The sequence below is a fragment of the Pelorhabdus rhamnosifermentans genome (genome assembly GCF_018835585.1).
GTDB lineage: Bacteria > Bacillota > Negativicutes > UMGS1260 > UMGS1260 > Pelorhabdus > Pelorhabdus rhamnosifermentans.
This window is the reverse complement of sequence record NZ_JAHGVE010000007.1, coordinates 39,643-55,269: the sequence shown is the minus strand read 5'-3', so window position 1 is coordinate 55,269 and position 15,627 is coordinate 39,643. Positions and strand designations below refer to the sequence as shown.

Genomic DNA, 15,627 nt, shown 5'->3' with positions numbered 1-15,627 from the left:
TGCCTATTTGACCAGAATATTCTTTGCATTCCATCGGTAAAACTGCTCTTCATTACGATTTACCCAGCAAACTTGCCGTAACGTCTTGAAATAAGGGAGCGGCAACGTCACTGCCAGAATGCCCTTCTTCCACAAAGACAACCACAACATACTGAGGATGATTAAGCGGTGCATATCCAGCAAACCAGGCATGATTAATACTGTTTCCTTGACTGTCCAGCCGTCCTGTCTCTGCCGAACCTGTCTTGCCTGCCGAACCAAAGTCCGGAATATTTGCAGCTTGACCTGTGCCATACTGCGTCACTGAAGTCATCATATTCTTCAGTTGCTTACACGTTGCTTTTGATAAAACACGATTTTCCTTAGGTATATTATTTTGTTTCAAAACAGTTCCTTGGCTTGATACGATTTTTTTAACAAGACTTGGCTCGACCTTGATGCCGTCATTACAAATCGTGGCAACAAGTGCTGCCATTTGCAAAGGCGTCGTTTCACAGCTACCTTGTCCGATGGATAAATTCGCCAAATCCGCTGGAAATACCTGATCAGCAGCAGGTAAATTTCCCGCCACTTCACCATCAAAATTCAATTTTGTAAGCTCACCAAATCCCAATTTATGAGCATAAGACAAGAGCGACTTAGCCCCCAATTTTTGCCCCACTTCAATAAAAACAGGATTACTCGAATACGCCAAGGCATCTTGAAAAGTAATCCAGCCACGAGGACTTTGTTCAACATCCCAGCCGTTAAACCGCACGTGATTAATATCAATGTATCCATGATCATAAAACATCTGCTCAGGTCTTACAATCCCTTGTTCAAGCGCTGCAGCAGCCACAACTAATTTAAAAACTGATCCAGGCTGAAAAGCGGCTACAGCACGGTTTAAGAGCGGCGAACTTGCTTGATGCAATATTTCGGCCACGTGATTGTTATCATAATTTGGCCGTGATACAAGGGCAAGTATTTCACCTGTTGTCGGTTCCATGACAACGACGGCACCTTTCTTCAAATACTTGTCAGCCAGCTTCTCAACTTTTCGCTGTTTATCCAAATCAAGAGTCAAAATGAGATTACTTGGTTCCCCGCCCACGCCCCGATTCAATTCTTTATAACCCAGCCCCGGAATAACCTGGGCACTCGCATCAACAAGCGCTGCCAAATATTTCACTCGCTGGCTACTCAAAAAGTCATCATAAAGCGCTTCAACACCACTGACACCGTGATTGTCAGCATTGGTATAGCCAATGACATGTGTTGCCAGATTCTCCGGACTATAACGAATGCTTTCTTTGACAACCATAATACCGGTTTGATGAGCCTCAACATTAATATAGTGCATTACATCTTCCGTCACAGCAAAAGACGACCTACTTGGCTGCTTAGCCTGCGTAAGTGCCACTACCTCAGCCAACTCCTTATCTGAAAGAACGCTTTCAAGCTCCTCTTTTATTGCTTCAGCTTTCAAACTGGGTGACGGAAAGACCATAATATGATAAGTAAAATCGCGATTTGTCAGTAACTGATTATTTCGATCAAAAATCAATCCACGTTCTTCTTTTCCAGAAGCCTCCTGAACTCGGCCACTCAATCCTTCCCGCGCCAAATCCGCTCCGTCAATGATCTGTAAAAATACCAGTCTGCATACTAATAAGAATGTCAAAAACAAAAATAAACTACACACCTTTCTTAGGCGCGCCAAAATAGAAGCCATACCATCACCTCCATGATAGTATGGCTTCTAAACGGACTTTGTTATACGATGTCTACCTGAATCGGTAGAGTCAGCAAAATATCCAGAACTTCCTGATACGTATCAGGTGTTGTTCGAATCATCACAAGCCCCTTTTTACCCACATTGGTGACAACACCCAGATATTCATAGCTTTCCATAATACGATTCAAAAAATTAATATCCCGGGGATGAACAAGAGCAAATACAGCATCAAACATGGTTAGCCCCCCCTGCGTCGCAGCATGGCATAAGGTACAACAGGATTTTTCATAGGCATCGTAATCTGTTGCTGGGGATGAGGTGCCACGATAATACTCTCGCCCGCTTCATTTGTCATGCTTTCAATAACCTGCGTAAAAGGAAGCTGACCCGGCTGTGCAATTTCAATGGTTTCACCCACCTTCATATTGTTGCGCTGTTCAATGAGAGCAACGCGCCGCTTCGCATCATAAGACAATACGAGGCCAACAAAATCATGCGTTTGACTATAACTGCTTGTACCATATATCTGGTCACTCGCCCTTGTTTTATTAAAGTAAAATCCTGTCGTATAAGCCCGATGCGATACTTTATTCAGTTCTTCAAGCCATTCTTGTTTCACCGTAAAAGCTGCCGGATTTTCGTAATAACTGTCAATAGCCTCGCGATAAGCTTTAATGACCGTGGCTACATAATGAACACTTTTCATGCGGCCTTCCACTTTTAAACTGGAAATCCCCGCTTGCATTAATTCAGGTAAATAAGGCAGTAAACATAAATCCTTCGAGTTAAATAGATACGTTCCCCGCTCATCTTCGACAATAGGATAATATTCATTGGGCCGTTTCTCTTCTACTAATGAATACTTCCAGCGACAGGACTGGCTGCAGGCACCACGATTAGAATCACGACCACTCAAATAATTACTTAATAAACAACGCCCTGAATAGGAAATGCACATGGCCCCATGGACAAAGGTTTCCAGTTCAACATGAACTTTCGAATGAATCCCTTTAATTTCAGCCAACGACAGTTCACGCGCAAGCACAACACGAGATGCACCCAGCTCTTCCCACATCTTTACAGAAGACCAATTCGTATTGTTGGCCTGTGTACTAATATGAATGGGCAAATTCGGTGCAACGTCACGGGCCAAACGATACACGCCAAGATCTGATAAAAGAATGGCATCAGCCTGAGCCTGATCTAAAAAGCGGAGATAGTCAGGCAACCTATCTATATCTTCATTATGAGGAAAAATATTAACAGTCACATAGGCTTTTTTCCCTTTACTATGCACATAATTCAACGCTTTTACCATTTCTTCATCATTAAAATTATCACTAAAAGCCCTAAGGCCAAAAGCCTTGCCGCCAAAATAAACGGCATCAGCACCATAAGCAAGAGCCATCTCTAATTTTTCAAAGCTCCCTACAGGAGCCAATAATTCCGGTTTATTCATTGTCATCACCTTGTCGAACAGCTCCCTTCTGAGCAGAACCTAAATAGCGAGACACAGCCACCCCATCGCCAACATCATAAAGCTTGGTCTGAAATTGGTCAGTACCATTCACAATCGCCAAATATTCCCTGAGACGCTTCACAATCGTCCGATAGCGCCGAGGCGGCTTTACGCCCCCTTTAACCCAGCCACGAAATAATACATTATCAGCCACAATCACTGCGCCTGTTTCAAGATGGGGCAACAAGGCCTTCAGATAATTAACATATTGCCCCTTGGCAGCATCAATGAACACAAAATCAAAACAACCCGTAAGCCCACCAATCAATGCGTTCGCATCTCCCAGTAAAAGTTCTAGAGTCACGGTAAGTTCAGATTGAGTAAAAAACTGCCGCGCAATTTTTTGTCTTTCTTCGTCAATATCAATGCTAATAATCTGCCCGTGTGGCTGCATCTCACTTGCAATAAGCAAACTGGAATACCCAATGGCTGTCCCAATTTCAAGCACCCTTGTAGGGCATTTGCTATGAGCAGCCTCCGTCAAAACAACCGTACTGGGTTCACGCAAAATAGGCACATTGTGTAATAAGGCAAATTCTTTCATCTTTTCTAATAGTTCTTGTCTCATATTATTGCGTCACCTGCTGAATTGCCAGTAAATGTTCCTCATATGTTTTACTAAAATGATGGGCTCCCTGCTTATCTGCTACAAAATATAAATAATCCGTTTGAGCTGGATAAAGCACAGCCATAATGGATGCCATTCCGGGATTCGCAATCGGCCCAGGCGGCAACCCGTTATGTTGATACGTATTATAAGGTGAAGGAAGCTCTGTATCCTGCACAGACAATTCCGCTTTCGGATAACCTAAGATATACTGAATGGTCGCACAAGATTGAAGTGGCATAGCTTGTCTTAATCGATTTAAAAATACGCCAGCTATAACCGAGCGATCCGCCTCTTTCTGCGCTTCCTTCTCAACAAGAGAAGCGAGTATCACCACTTGACGGACAGAGAGACCCTCTTCAGCAGCACGCGAGACCATCTCCGATGTAAAGCGATTATGGAACTGTGTTGTCATAGCATCCAGTACCTGCTGTTCTGTTACACCACTGGAGAATTGATAAGTCGCTGGAAACAGATAGCCTTCTGCCTTATAAGTCACATCAGCAGAAGACACCATATCGTCATAGGGAGCATAATTTACCGCCAGTTGTTTAAACATTTGGGCCTTCCCAATTTTGGTCTTCTCCACAAGCTGCGCGATTTGATCAATCGTATAGCCTTCAGGAACGAGTAGCGTCCGACTCGCTGTTTCGCCGCGAGCCATCATGTCCACCATATGACGAATCGTCATGTCCTTGTTAAAAAGATAATCACCCGCTTGCAGCGAATGTTCCAGTCCGTACATTCGTGCATATAAACGAAAAATCATGGCACTAGGAAAAAGGCCCTTGTCATAAAGCACCTGACCGATCTCGTCACTTGTCATACCTTGTTTAATCGTTACATTCACTTCCGAATTTGCTACTGCTGCTACAGGCGTAGCAGCAAACTCATAAATCATAAAAAAGACAAGAAAAATCCCTATTATAAGCGGCAATAACCATCTTAAGTGTAAATATTTTCCAAAATATGTTATTTGCGCTATGTTTGGCATTTTTGGCATTTGCAATATTTTAGGTATTTTAGGTATTTTTGTCATTTCATCACCTCTCAATGTGATTCTATTATACACGCAATTTAAGCAAAAAAAAAGAAGCCTTACTTAATAAGACTTCCTTTTTCTTACTTTACAGTTTATTCGCCTGCTTCTTCTTCATCCATTAACGTTTCATAAGCAACACGGACTTGTTCAAATTCTTCGTCAGTAGGATCAACATAAACCTCTTCGCCTTTTTCATCCATGTCAATACGTGCAATGAAAACATCGGGTTCATCGCTGCAATCACAGTCCTCATTGCCGCAACCACAATCACAGTCTTCATCGATACTAATGGGCACGAGTATTGCATAACGCTTATCTTCAACCGGGATAATCATGTCTTCACGATAATAGAATTCGTTGCCTTCTTCATCAGTCATAACGACAACGAGTTCTTCTTCTTCGGTATTTTCCATATCTTCCTTGTCAAAATCAGACATCCTATTCACCTCTTATTTCAAATGTAATGCTAGTGTATCCTAGAAAAAATCCCCTGTCAAGGAAAGAATTACCGCATATGACTATCGAGATAGCCTTGCAAAATAAACACAGCTGCCATTTTATCAATCACCTTTTTACGCTTAGCTCGACTCACATCAGCAGCAATAAGCGATTTCGCCGCTGCAACAGTAGATAGCCTTTCATCCCAAAGAATTATTTTCTGAGCAGGAAACCGAAGCTTGAATTCATCTGCAAACGCCTGGACCTTCTCGCAACGCGGTCCAATGGTACCATTCATATTTTTTGGCCAACCAATGAGGACGTTTTCCACCTCATATTGATCTATGAGTTCGGCTAAGCGCTCAAAATCGAGATCCGTATTTTTTCGGCGAATGACCTCTACGCCTTGCGCCGTCCATCCTAATAGATCACTCACCGCAACACCGATGGTCCGATCTCCCACATCCAACCCGATAATTCTCATAAACCCTCCATTAAGATAACCAATAATCGCTCAAAAAATCCCTTACTCTGCTTTCAAATAAGAACGAACGAGTTCTTCCAGTAGTTCATCTCGTTCAAGCTGACGAATCAGCCCTCTGGCATTATTGTAACTAGTAATATAAGTCGGATCCCCCGAAATAAGATAGCCAACCATTTGATTAATCGGGTTATAGCCCTTTTCTTTTAATGCTTGATAAACCGTGTTAAGTATGACAGCTGCGGCATTTTTTTCTTCCGCATCCACCTGAAACATCATCGTCTGATCAGATACTTTTGTCATGAAGCATCCTCCTCTCGAGATATTATTTCCTGTCTATTTCACTATATTCGATAATCAAGCAATTTTTCCTGTTATCGTAGCAAAAAAGCTAATCCTTATGCTTTGGCTAGCTGTGAAACAATCATTTCTTGCGCCTTTCCCAAAGCAGCGGCAATTTTCTCCGGATTTTTACCGCCAGCCTGCGCCATATCCGGACGGCCACCGCCACCACCGCCTGCTACCTTAGCAGCTTCTTTCACAATGTTACCGGCATGCAACAGCTTCTTAGCTGCCGTACCTGTCGTCATGGCCACAAAATTTACCTTCTCACCATTCACTGCACCAAGAACGACTGCGCCAAAGCTTATATGATCCCGTACTAAATCAGCCATAGATCGTAATTCATCCATATCCTTGGCAACAACTTCCTCAACAACAACCTGAGCAGTACCAATTTGTTGAATATTTTTAAGTAAATCATCGACAACAGAACCAGCTAATTTCTTCTGTGCTGCCACAAGTTCATGCTCCAAACCCTTCACATGCTCAAGAAGTGACGCTAGTTTACTGTTCACTTCTTCTGGACGAGCTTTCAGTAGTGCTGCAGCCTCTTGTAAAGACTTTCTTTCTTGGACCGCAAGCTCCAGTGCCGCTTTGCCTGTAACCGCTTCAATTCTTCTTAATCCTGACCCGATACCCGTTTCAGCGATGATGCGAAAAAATCCGATTTGCGACGTATGATCAATATGACTGCCACCACAAAACTCACGGCTAACGCCCTCGACAGTAATGACACGAACACGGTCACCATATTTTTCACCAAACAAAGCAATGGCACCTAGTTTCTTGGCTTCTTCCAAGGTTGTTTCCATTTTATCAACAACATGATCGGCCAGAACAGCCTCATTGACAAGGGTTTCAATTCGTTCCAGTTCCTCGACTGTAACAGCGGAAAAATGGGAAAAATCGAAGCGCAAACGATCAGGGCCAACAAAAGACCCCGACTGCTTCACATGTGTTCCGAGTACCTCGCGTAAAACGGATTGCAAAATATGTGTGGCTGTGTGATTGCGTGCGCAAGCAAAATGCCGCTCCTCATCGACAGTCACTTCCATTAATTGCCCCGTTTCAATCTGGCCCTCGACAATATGACCCATATGATAAATCGTACCGTCTGGTAATTTTTTTGCATTTGTAATGATAGCGCGGCCAGTTTGAGCTATCATTACACCAGAATCGCCCACTTGGCCGCCACCTTCAGCATAAAAAGGCGTAACAGCTAAGATAATGGCCACATCGTCGCCATCGCGGGCTTCTGTCACAACCTTACCATCTTTCAAAAGCAAAACACTTGATGATTGTTTTACTGTAGCATCGGCTGAAAGCTTGGTGTCAACAAGTCTCGAAAGATCAGGAATAAGCATTTGCTCACTTGATTCCTGTCGCGCCTTGCGCGCCCGGTCACGCTGCTGATGCATGGAAGCATCAAAAGCTTCTTTGTCTAAAGTGATACCCGCTTCAGAAAGAATTTCATTCGTAAGTTCCCAAGGAAATCCAAATGTATCGTACAGCTTAAAGGCCGTTTCACCTGCTAGCACCTTCTTACCGGCGTTTCTCAGTTCAACAATCTCTTTATTTAATAATTCCGTACCTTGCTGAAGTGTCTCATCAAACCGTTTTTCTTCTAGTTCAATGATACGCTTAATATAAGCTGCTTGTTCCTGAAGTTCGGGATAGGCCTCATGAAAGATCTCTATCGCCGTATCGACTGCTCCAGCTAAAAAAGGCTGATGGATGCCAAGTAGTCTCGCATGCCGCACAGCACGGCGTAAAATCCGGCGCAGTACATAACCACGACCTTCATTAGAAGGCAAAATACCGTCCGCTACCATAATAGTCATACTACGAGCATGATCAGCAATCACTTTCAGTGACACATCCGTATTAGCAGACTGTCCATAAGTAAGCTGCCCAAGTTTCATCGTATACTCAATAATAGGAAATAGCAAATCCGTCTCAAAATTGCTTGGCTTATTCTGCAAAACAGAAGCAATTCGTTCCAGGCCTGCCCCTGTATCAATATTTTTGTGAGCAAGCGGTGTATAATTGCCCGCTTCATCACGATTAAATTGTGTAAAAACAAGATTCCAGATTTCCAGATAACGATCACAGTCACAGCCCACACCGCACGTATCACTGCCGCAACCGCGTTCCTCACCTAAATCAATATAAATCTCTGAACAAGGACCACAGGGACCTGTCCCGATTTCCCAAAAATTATCTTCCAGCCGAACAATTCGTTCAGCAGGAAAACCCACTTCATTCACCCAAATCGCAAAGGCTTCATCATCCTCCGTATGGATGGTTACCCATAACTTGTCTGCCGGGAGTTCAATTACCTGAGTGAGAAATTCCCAAGCCCAAGTAATGGCTTCTTTTTTAAAATAATCACCAAAAGAAAAATTGCCAAGCATCTCAAAAAAAGTCTGATGCCTTGCTGTACGACCGACATTTTCTATATCACCTGTACGAACACATTTTTGACACGTCGAAACACGCCGATGAGGCGGCTGCATTTTCCCGGTAAAAAAAGGTTTAAACGGTGCCATGCCCGCACCAATTAATAATAAAGTTGGATCATTCTCTGGAATTAAAGAATGGCTATCTAAAATTAGATGCCCTTTGCTCTTAAAAAAGGCTAAAAATTTTCGCCGAAGTTCATTCCCCGTCAACGTTATCTACCTCCACATTCTTTGGCCTATCTTAAAAATTATACATAATATAGCTTTCCATGTCAATAATTGGAGGACTATGTACAACATTCAGAACGGCTAGTACCTAAATAATAACTCCAATGAGATGGTGTAAACAAACCTTTAAAATAGCTGCAATCGGTACAGCAAGAAGCATACCGCTCACACCAAATAATTCTCCCCCCGCAAAGAGACAAAAAATCACTAGCAAAGGATGAAGTCCCACACTGTCGCCTAATATTTTAGGACCAATGATCGTTCCTTCTAACTGATGAATAATAAAAAACAAAACGCCCACTTTGAGCGCCACGGCAGGTGACGTTAAAAGAGCCACAGTCACAGCAGGCACAGCTCCTAAGATAGCCCCAAAATAAGGAATAATATCTAGAGTGCCTGCCACAAAACCAATCAGCAAAGCATAGGGGACATGAAGATAGAGTAAACAGCCTGTCACACATAAGCCAACAAAAACAGCTACAAGCAATTGCCCCCGCACAACACCGCCAAGAACATCGTCCAAATCTTTTATCAGCGTAATCACCTGTCTGCGACCTGACCGTGGAACAATAAGTACCAACGCATCTTTGATATGATCCCAGTCATATAACAAATAAAAAGCCAATATGGGACTGATGAGAATACCAATGGCATAGCGAAACATGCCAATAGCCAAACTAGCCAAATCTGCCAGTCCAGCCGTTAAATCATACTGAAAAAGCAAAAGTGCTTCATCCACTTGCTGCCTAAAAAGCAATGGAAGTGACAAGCTTTGGTAATGATCTCCCATCTGCCCAATAATATTTTCGCTCTTTTGAATCATAGCTGGAAGCATTTGAGAAAATTCCTGCAAATCAGCAAGCATAAGCGGTAAAATTTCCAAACAGAAGAAAGCCACGAACCCGAAAGCCACTAAATAGGCAAGCAAAATTGCCGTCAACCGTTTCATGCCTCGTGCCTGAAAAGTCCGAGTAACAGGATGCAGCAAATAAGCAATGATACAAGCTAAAAAAAAGGGGTACAACGCTCGGCGTACAAGCCACAAGAAGATCCCCGCGCTGCCTACTATCATTATTAGCAAAAGATAGACCAACCCTTTTCTCGTCAGCAGCAAAAAAGTTCACCTCGACATAGAATTCGAATAATTATCCTTCCTATGCTTATAAAAAAGGGAGACCTTACGGTCTCCGGTCTTTATATCCTTCAAAATTTTTTCATCATCCGCCGCTTAACCCGGCGCGCTTTTTTCGCAAAATCATGTGCTGTAAAGGAAGCTGCCTGAGCGCCGCGCTCAACAAAAGGCTTTTTGTAAATCTTTTGTAAAGGACCTAGGAGTACATTGAATGCTGTTGCTGCAAGTGTGCCAAAAACAAGGCCATGCCAGAAATTACGACGCATCATATCCCTCCTCGTGTACTAAAATTTACAGTACTCAGCCTGGAACCTGCGCACATTCGACAAGTGTACCATCATCTTCGATAGTAAAAACCTCCACTTGGCCATTTTTCTCAATAAATTCAACGCAGCAGTCCCAGCAATAATACTGATCAGTACCTACTTTACCAATGCCACGTCGCCCGCATACTGGACAAGTATCCACTACACATCACCCCAAGTAATTCTTTATTGAGGTAAAAGAAGTTCAGCTGCGTCATCGGCAACAATGATCTTATCAGCCTGGAAGATCCGGCTAAGCTGAAAAGGCAGCCTGCGCCGTCCTTCCACTAAATCCGTAACAATCCCGTCAGAAATCACATAGTCTTCAATGCTCCCTGTAGCAAGGTCAAAGGACAAATCAGCCACTACACCAATTCTTATGCCTGAATCAGTCATAAGCGGCCGATCTAGGATGTCAGCAAACCCTTCATAAGCTGCTGCTTCAAATGGTTGCAGTTTTTCCTTTTCATCAATAGATAAATCAGTATCACGTACAAGGGAAATATCATGGATAGGCAGTATCTTCTTGCCTGTAAACCAGCCCGTGGCCGTAATAATGAGCGCCCTCACCAAGGCTTGACTGAGATAAATCATTACTTCCTGTACCTCACCAAGTTGCTCACAAGAGGACTGTTCCAAAACCGGTAATCCCAATAGATCACTGATTTTTATGATGAAAGCCTCCTTTACCAACTGGTATATCTTTATTATGACCAAAAAAGGGGGCTTTATTTCAGGATTTTTTTACTTTTTCAATAACACCGCCACCAATGACAATATCGTCTGAATAAAAGACCACCGATTGACCAGGAGTAATAGCCCTTTGGGGCTGACTAAACTGCACATACACCTTGCCGCCTTCAAGCGGTTGAAGAAGAGCTTCACTTTCTTTAGCACCATAGCGAATTTTTGCCTTTACCGTAAGGAGCTTGTCCAGCTTATCAAATAAAATCCAGTTCAAATCGTCAGCAATACAAGAACTCGCAAAAACCTCCTCATTACTGCCAACAATGACTTGATTCTTTTCCGTATCAAGAGCAATGACATAAAGTGGCTTCCCTGCTGCCAAACCAAGCCCTTTGCGCTGCCCCACCGTATAAAGTGGAAGACCCTGATGCTTGCCGAGAACATTGCCATCTTGATCAACAAAATCACCGGATTTAAGCGCATTCGGTGATTTTGCTTCCAAAAAAGCTTTATAGTCATCATTCGGCACAAAACAAATTTCCTGACTGTCCGGTTTATCTGCCACAGCCAAACCCAATTCCCTGGCCATTTGACGCGTTTGAACCTTCGTATAATCTCCTAACGGCATGAGAAAATGCGCCAGTGTATGCTGATTGAGATGATACAAAGCATAAGACTGATCTTTTAAAGGATCAATGCCCTTGCGCAACAGAAAACGTCCGGCCTGTTCATCATAAGCAATGCGCGCATAATGGCCTGTTGCCAAAAACTTGGCCCCTACTTCCTGTGCTTTTCTGAGTAGTCCCTCAAACTTGACAAAACGATTGCAGGCAATACACGGATTAGGTGTTTTGCCTTCACCATATTCACGAATAAAATAATTCACGACGGTTTCCTGAAAAAGTTTACGAAAATTAACAACATAATAGGGAATACCAATTTTATCTGCCACACGCCGCGCATCATCGATGGCAGACAAAGAACAGCACCCACGGCTGTCCGGTTTATCTTCCCGTTCGTCATTTTCCCAAATTTGCATTGTCATACCAATTACGTCATAGCCTTGATGCAAAAGAAGGGCGGCAGTTAGAGAACTGTCCACCCCTCCGCTCATGGCTACAACCACACGTGGTTTGTTGCCCATGACTTCAATCACTTTCCTTTTTTCTCAATATAATCTTTAATAGCGGCATGCAATGCATCAGCAGCCAAGTTCGAACAGTGCATTTTTATTGGTGGCAATCCATCAAGAGCTTCAGCAACAGCAGCATTGGAAATTTCCAATGCTTCTTCTAACGTTTTGCCCTTTACCATCTCGGTAACCATACTACTTGTCGCAATAGCGGCACCGCAGCCAAAAGTTTTAAATTTTACATCTTTAATAATACTGTCTTCCACTTTTAAATATATTTTCATAATATCGCCACATTTGGCATTTCCTACTTCACCCACACCATTGGCATCATCAATCACACCAACATTACGTGGATTCGTAAAATGATCCATTACTTTTTCTGAATACATCATTTATCTCTCCCTTTTTGAGATATTCACATAGTTAAAGGTTTTTTATGCCTGCTTTTTCTCTTTCAGTGCCTGATCATAAAGTGGAGACATACTGCGCAGTTTTTCAATAATCGGCGGCAATACCTGTAGTGCATAGTCAATATCCTCTTCCGTATTATCCTTGCCAAGCGAAATTCTCAGTGAACCATGAGCTGTTTCATGTTTTAATCCCATGGCAAGCAGTACATGAGAAGGATCAAGTGAACCCGATGTGCAGGCCGAACCACTCGAAGCACCAATGCCTTTGAGGTCGAGGTTTAACAGAAGAGATTCGCCTTCAACATAGGAAAAACTAACATTGACATTACCAGGCAAACGCAGCGTAGGATGGCCATTTAATTTCACATAAGGAATGGTTTTCGTGATTCCTGCAATTAGACGATCTCTCATTCCAGAAAGAACCTTGATATTTTCATCCATATTCTGTCTCGCTAATTCGCTTGCTTTACCTAATCCGGCAATACCTGGAACATTTTCCGTACCTGCCCGCATGTTGCGTTCATGCGCACCGCCAAGCTGTTGAGGTTCAATATGCACACCCTTACGAATATAGATGGCACCCGTTCCCTTAGGAGCATAGAATTTATGACCGGACAGACTTAATAAATCAATATTCATTTCCTTTACATCAATGGGAATACTGCCCACAGCCTGTACCGCATCAGTGTGAAAATAAATGCCTTTTTCTCTGGCAATCTTTCCAATCTCCTTAACAGGCTGAATCGTTCCGACTTCATTATTAGCAAACATCACACTAATCAAAATAGTATCATCCGTAATAGCCTTTTTCAAGTCATCTAAACTGATCATCGCATTTTCATCAACAGGTAAATAAGTTACCTTAAATCCCTGCTTTTCCAAATATTCACATGTATGGAAAATAGCATGATGCTCAATTTGCGTCGTAATGATATGATTACCTTTTTTACGGTTGGCATAGGCGATGCCCTTAAGCGCCAAATTGTCGCTTTCTGTTCCACCACTCGTAAAAAATATTTCATTGGGTTCAGCATTTAAAAGAGCCGCAACTTGTCCTCGCGCAATGTCCACAGCCTGATGCGCTTCGCGCCCAAAACCATGCACACTGGAAGGATTACCAAATTTATTCGACATATATTCCAAAACAATTTTGGCAACCTCCGGGTCTACTGCCGTTGTTGCAGAATGATCAAAATAAATACGTCTCATTTTTTATCCATCTCCTCAAACTTTTCGTCTCGACATAAATCAGCGAGAGTGATAGAATCTACTACATTTGTAATACTGTCTCTGACTTTAGCCCACACACCCCGTGTTACACAACGTCCTGCTTTGGAACAATACTCGTTTTTCGAAGAACTTACATCAGTCAATACACAATCAACAGGTGCAATGGGACCTTCTAACAACCGGATAATATCTCCGACGGAAATATCCTTGGGATTCTTCGAAAGAGCATAGCCCCCTTGGGCACCACGAACACTTTTTACATAGCCACCCTTGCGTAATGCACTGATAAGCTGCTCTAAGTAACTTTCTGAAATGTCCTGACGTTCAGCAACACTTTTGAGGGCTTGCGGACCCGCTCCATAATGAAGAGCAAGGTCGTACATGGCTGCTACACCATATCTTCCTTTGGTTGATATCTTCATAAATATCTCTCCTAGGTAATTCCTAGTAAACCAATAGGTTTTCTTGGCTATAATATAACAAATCTTTAATGTCTTGTCAAAAGTTTTTTTGAAAAATAACGACTTTATTTTCAAATCATTTTTATTAACTTATATACTATTTTTCTTGCTTCCCGATAATTTTATACCATTCACTCAGGCGAAGACGCCCTTCATAACCATGCAAGCTTGGATGATAATACACTTTGTCTTTTAATTGCTCGGGCAAATATTGCTGATGAACAAATCCAGACGGATCGTCATGAGGATACCGGTAATTTTTTCCATGTCCCAATTTCGCCGCACCACCATAATGAGCATCACGTAAATGGGACGGCACAGAAACTTCCTGGCCTTGTCGCACATCGCTAATAGCCTGATCAATGGCAACATAGGCAGCATTGCTTTTGGGAGCTGTCGCCAAATAGCAGACAGCCTGTCCCAAAATAATTCGTGCTTCTGGCAGTCCAACAAACTGCACGGCACTCGCACAAGCGGTGGCAAGCACAAGGGCCTGGGGATCAGCATTGCCAATATCTTCAGATGACGCAATAACTAAGCGGCGGGCAATGAATTTCACATCTTCGCCACTTTCAATCATGCGTGCCAAGTAGTGCAGAGCTGCATCAGCATCACTGCCACGAATACTTTTAATAAAAGCTGAAATAACATCATAATGATAGTCACCTTTTTTATCATAGCGATGCATCTTAATACCTGCGGCATTTTCGATAAAGGCTGTTGTAATGCTTTTTTCCGAGCTCCCTTCAAGCAACATGGCTGCCTGTTCCAGTAAATTGAGCGCCACCCGGGCATCCCCGCCAGAAAAATCAGCAATCGACTGAAATGTCGCTTCATCACATGTGAGTCCCGCACTCCCTAGTCCACGTTCGTGATCGGTAAGGGCACGACGCAAAATATGAGTAAGATCAGTCAACGTTAATGGCTGCAAGCGAATCATCCGCGTACGCGACAACAGGGGCGAATTAATTTCAAAATAAGGATTTTCCGTTGTAGCACCAATAAGCGTAACCGTGCCATTTTCTACATGAGGAAGCAGCGCATCTTGCTGACCTTTATTAAAGCGATGGATTTCATCAATAAAAAGAACCGTGGCCTGTCCATAAAATTTATGCTGATCCTTGGCTTTTTCAATAAGTTTTCGGATATCTCCGACCCCTGCTGATACGGCATTGAGGCTTTCAAATTGTGAACGCGTCGCCTGAGCAATAATGCGGGCCAGTGTCGTCTTACCTGTACCAGGCGGTCCAAACAAAATCAACGAGGGTACCTTGTCGCTGGCAATGACACGGCGTAAGAACTTGCCTTGCCCCACTACTTCGGCCTGACCAAAAAATTCCTCAAGCGTCCGCGGCCTCATACGTTCGGCCAGCGGCGCATGTAAGCTATTATTCTCTTGACTGGCTTCAAATAGATCCATCTTAATCATCC

The 15,627-nt window shown here is 43.0% G+C and carries 18 protein-coding genes; all 18 read right to left on the bottom strand.

What is annotated here, in order from left to right; all coding sequences use genetic code 11:
* Window positions 1-52 precede the first annotated feature (52 nt).
* Window positions 53-1,714: a peptidoglycan D,D-transpeptidase FtsI family protein gene (locus Ga0466249_RS09915; protein WP_215829296.1), complete on the bottom strand. Its 1,662-nt coding sequence runs from the start codon at window positions 1,712-1,714 to the stop codon at window positions 53-55.
* A gap of 41 nt (window positions 1,715-1,755) precedes the next feature.
* Window positions 1,756-1,953, bottom strand: a complete 198-nt coding sequence (locus Ga0466249_RS09910; RefSeq protein WP_215829295.1) for a DUF4911 domain-containing protein — start codon at window positions 1,951-1,953, stop codon at window positions 1,756-1,758.
* A gap of 2 nt (window positions 1,954-1,955) precedes the next feature.
* Window positions 1,956-3,176 (bottom strand): peptidase U32 family protein, encoded by a 1,221-nt coding sequence (locus Ga0466249_RS09905; protein WP_215829294.1) that lies wholly within the window; start codon window positions 3,174-3,176, stop codon window positions 1,956-1,958.
* Window positions 3,169-3,804, bottom strand: coding sequence for an O-methyltransferase (locus tag Ga0466249_RS09900; RefSeq protein ID WP_215829293.1), 636 nt, complete (start codon window positions 3,802-3,804; stop codon window positions 3,169-3,171). Before Ga0466249_RS09900 ends, Ga0466249_RS09905 begins: the two co-directional genes overlap by 8 nt.
* Before the next feature lies 1 nt (window position 3,805).
* Window positions 3,806-4,882, bottom strand: coding sequence for an endolytic transglycosylase MltG (gene mltG / locus Ga0466249_RS09895; RefSeq protein WP_246588614.1), 1,077 nt, complete (start codon window positions 4,880-4,882; stop codon window positions 3,806-3,808).
* A 95-nt stretch (window positions 4,883-4,977) separates the two neighbouring features.
* On the bottom strand, window positions 4,978-5,322 hold the full coding sequence (locus tag Ga0466249_RS09890; protein WP_215829292.1) for a DUF1292 domain-containing protein: 345 nt from the start codon (window positions 5,320-5,322) through the stop codon (window positions 4,978-4,980).
* A 68-nt stretch (window positions 5,323-5,390) separates the two neighbouring features.
* Window positions 5,391-5,807: a Holliday junction resolvase RuvX gene (gene ruvX, locus Ga0466249_RS09885; RefSeq protein ID WP_215829291.1), complete on the bottom strand. Its 417-nt coding sequence runs from the start codon at window positions 5,805-5,807 to the stop codon at window positions 5,391-5,393.
* A 42-nt stretch (window positions 5,808-5,849) separates the two neighbouring features.
* On the bottom strand, window positions 5,850-6,107 hold the full coding sequence (locus Ga0466249_RS09880; RefSeq protein ID WP_215829290.1) for an IreB family regulatory phosphoprotein: 258 nt from the start codon (window positions 6,105-6,107) through the stop codon (window positions 5,850-5,852).
* Between the two features lie 95 nt (window positions 6,108-6,202).
* On the bottom strand, window positions 6,203-8,818 hold the full coding sequence (gene alaS, locus Ga0466249_RS09875; RefSeq protein ID WP_215829289.1) for an alanine--tRNA ligase: 2,616 nt from the start codon (window positions 8,816-8,818) through the stop codon (window positions 6,203-6,205).
* 106 nt (window positions 8,819-8,924) lie between these two features.
* The gene (locus tag Ga0466249_RS09870) at window positions 8,925-9,950 is read right to left on the bottom strand and encodes an AI-2E family transporter (protein WP_215829288.1); all 1,026 of its coding nucleotides are present in this window, start codon (window positions 9,948-9,950) and stop codon (window positions 8,925-8,927) included.
* A gap of 89 nt (window positions 9,951-10,039) precedes the next feature.
* Window positions 10,040-10,237, bottom strand: coding sequence for a hypothetical protein (locus Ga0466249_RS09865; protein ID WP_215829287.1), 198 nt, complete (start codon window positions 10,235-10,237; stop codon window positions 10,040-10,042).
* Between the two features lie 31 nt (window positions 10,238-10,268).
* A complete protein-coding gene (locus Ga0466249_RS09860) occupies window positions 10,269-10,436 on the bottom strand; it encodes a YrzR-like zinc ribbon domain (protein ID WP_215829286.1) in 168 nt (55 codons plus the stop codon).
* A 23-nt stretch (window positions 10,437-10,459) separates the two neighbouring features.
* Complete coding sequence (locus Ga0466249_RS09855; RefSeq protein ID WP_281422627.1) at window positions 10,460-10,966, bottom strand: PRC-barrel domain-containing protein; 507 nt, start codon at window positions 10,964-10,966, stop codon at window positions 10,460-10,462.
* Window positions 10,967-11,006: 40 nt separating this feature from the next.
* Window positions 11,007-12,104: a tRNA 2-thiouridine(34) synthase MnmA gene (gene mnmA, locus Ga0466249_RS09850; protein WP_215829478.1), complete on the bottom strand. Its 1,098-nt coding sequence runs from the start codon at window positions 12,102-12,104 to the stop codon at window positions 11,007-11,009.
* 8 nt (window positions 12,105-12,112) lie between these two features.
* A complete protein-coding gene (gene nifU, locus Ga0466249_RS09845; RefSeq protein WP_215829479.1) occupies window positions 12,113-12,484 on the bottom strand; it encodes a Fe-S cluster assembly scaffold protein NifU in 372 nt (123 codons plus the stop codon).
* Between the two features lie 45 nt (window positions 12,485-12,529).
* Window positions 12,530-13,714 carry a cysteine desulfurase NifS gene (gene nifS / locus Ga0466249_RS09840; RefSeq protein WP_215829284.1) on the bottom strand — a complete coding sequence of 395 codons (1,185 nt, stop codon included), beginning with the start codon at window positions 13,712-13,714 and terminating at the stop codon, window positions 12,530-12,532.
* On the bottom strand, window positions 13,711-14,157 hold the full coding sequence (locus tag Ga0466249_RS09835) for an RrF2 family transcriptional regulator (RefSeq protein ID WP_215829283.1): 447 nt from the start codon (window positions 14,155-14,157) through the stop codon (window positions 13,711-13,713). The genes nifS and Ga0466249_RS09835 overlap by 4 nt, the downstream gene beginning before the upstream one ends.
* 136 nt (window positions 14,158-14,293) lie before the next feature.
* Window positions 14,294-15,616: a replication-associated recombination protein A gene (locus Ga0466249_RS09830; protein WP_215829282.1), complete on the bottom strand. Its 1,323-nt coding sequence runs from the start codon at window positions 15,614-15,616 to the stop codon at window positions 14,294-14,296.
* Between the last annotated feature and the right edge of the window lie 11 nt (window positions 15,617-15,627).

Coding starts and splice junctions, on each gene's coding strand:
- nifU (WP_215829479.1), bottom strand. CDS start 12,484: ATGTATTCAGAAAAAGTAATGGATCATTTTACGAATCCACGTAATGTT.
- mnmA (WP_215829478.1), bottom strand. CDS start 12,104: ATGGGCAACAAACCACGTGTGGTTGTAGCCATGAGCGGAGGGGTGGAC.
- Ga0466249_RS09835 (WP_215829283.1), bottom strand. CDS start 14,157: ATGAAGATATCAACCAAAGGAAGATATGGTGTAGCAGCCATGTACGAC.
- Ga0466249_RS09830 (WP_215829282.1), bottom strand. CDS start 15,616: ATGGATCTATTTGAAGCCAGTCAAGAGAATAATAGCTTACATGCGCCG.
- Ga0466249_RS09915 (WP_215829296.1), bottom strand. CDS start 1,714: ATGGCTTCTATTTTGGCGCGCCTAAGAAAGGTGTGTAGTTTATTTTTG.
- ruvX (WP_215829291.1), bottom strand. CDS start 5,807: ATGAGAATTATCGGGTTGGATGTGGGAGATCGGACCATCGGTGTTGCG.
- Ga0466249_RS09905 (WP_215829294.1), bottom strand. CDS start 3,176: ATGAATAAACCGGAATTATTGGCTCCTGTAGGGAGCTTTGAAAAATTA.
- Ga0466249_RS09900 (WP_215829293.1), bottom strand. CDS start 3,804: ATGAGACAAGAACTATTAGAAAAGATGAAAGAATTTGCCTTATTACAC.
- Ga0466249_RS09890 (WP_215829292.1), bottom strand. CDS start 5,322: ATGTCTGATTTTGACAAGGAAGATATGGAAAATACCGAAGAAGAAGAA.
- Ga0466249_RS09910 (WP_215829295.1), bottom strand. CDS start 1,953: ATGTTTGATGCTGTATTTGCTCTTGTTCATCCCCGGGATATTAATTTT.
- mltG (WP_246588614.1), bottom strand. CDS start 4,882: ATGACAAAAATACCTAAAATACCTAAAATATTGCAAATGCCAAAAATG.
- Ga0466249_RS09880 (WP_215829290.1), bottom strand. CDS start 6,107: ATGACAAAAGTATCTGATCAGACGATGATGTTTCAGGTGGATGCGGAA.
- nifS (WP_215829284.1), bottom strand. CDS start 13,714: ATGAGACGTATTTATTTTGATCATTCTGCAACAACGGCAGTAGACCCG.
- Ga0466249_RS09865 (WP_215829287.1), bottom strand. CDS start 10,237: ATGATGCGTCGTAATTTCTGGCATGGCCTTGTTTTTGGCACACTTGCA.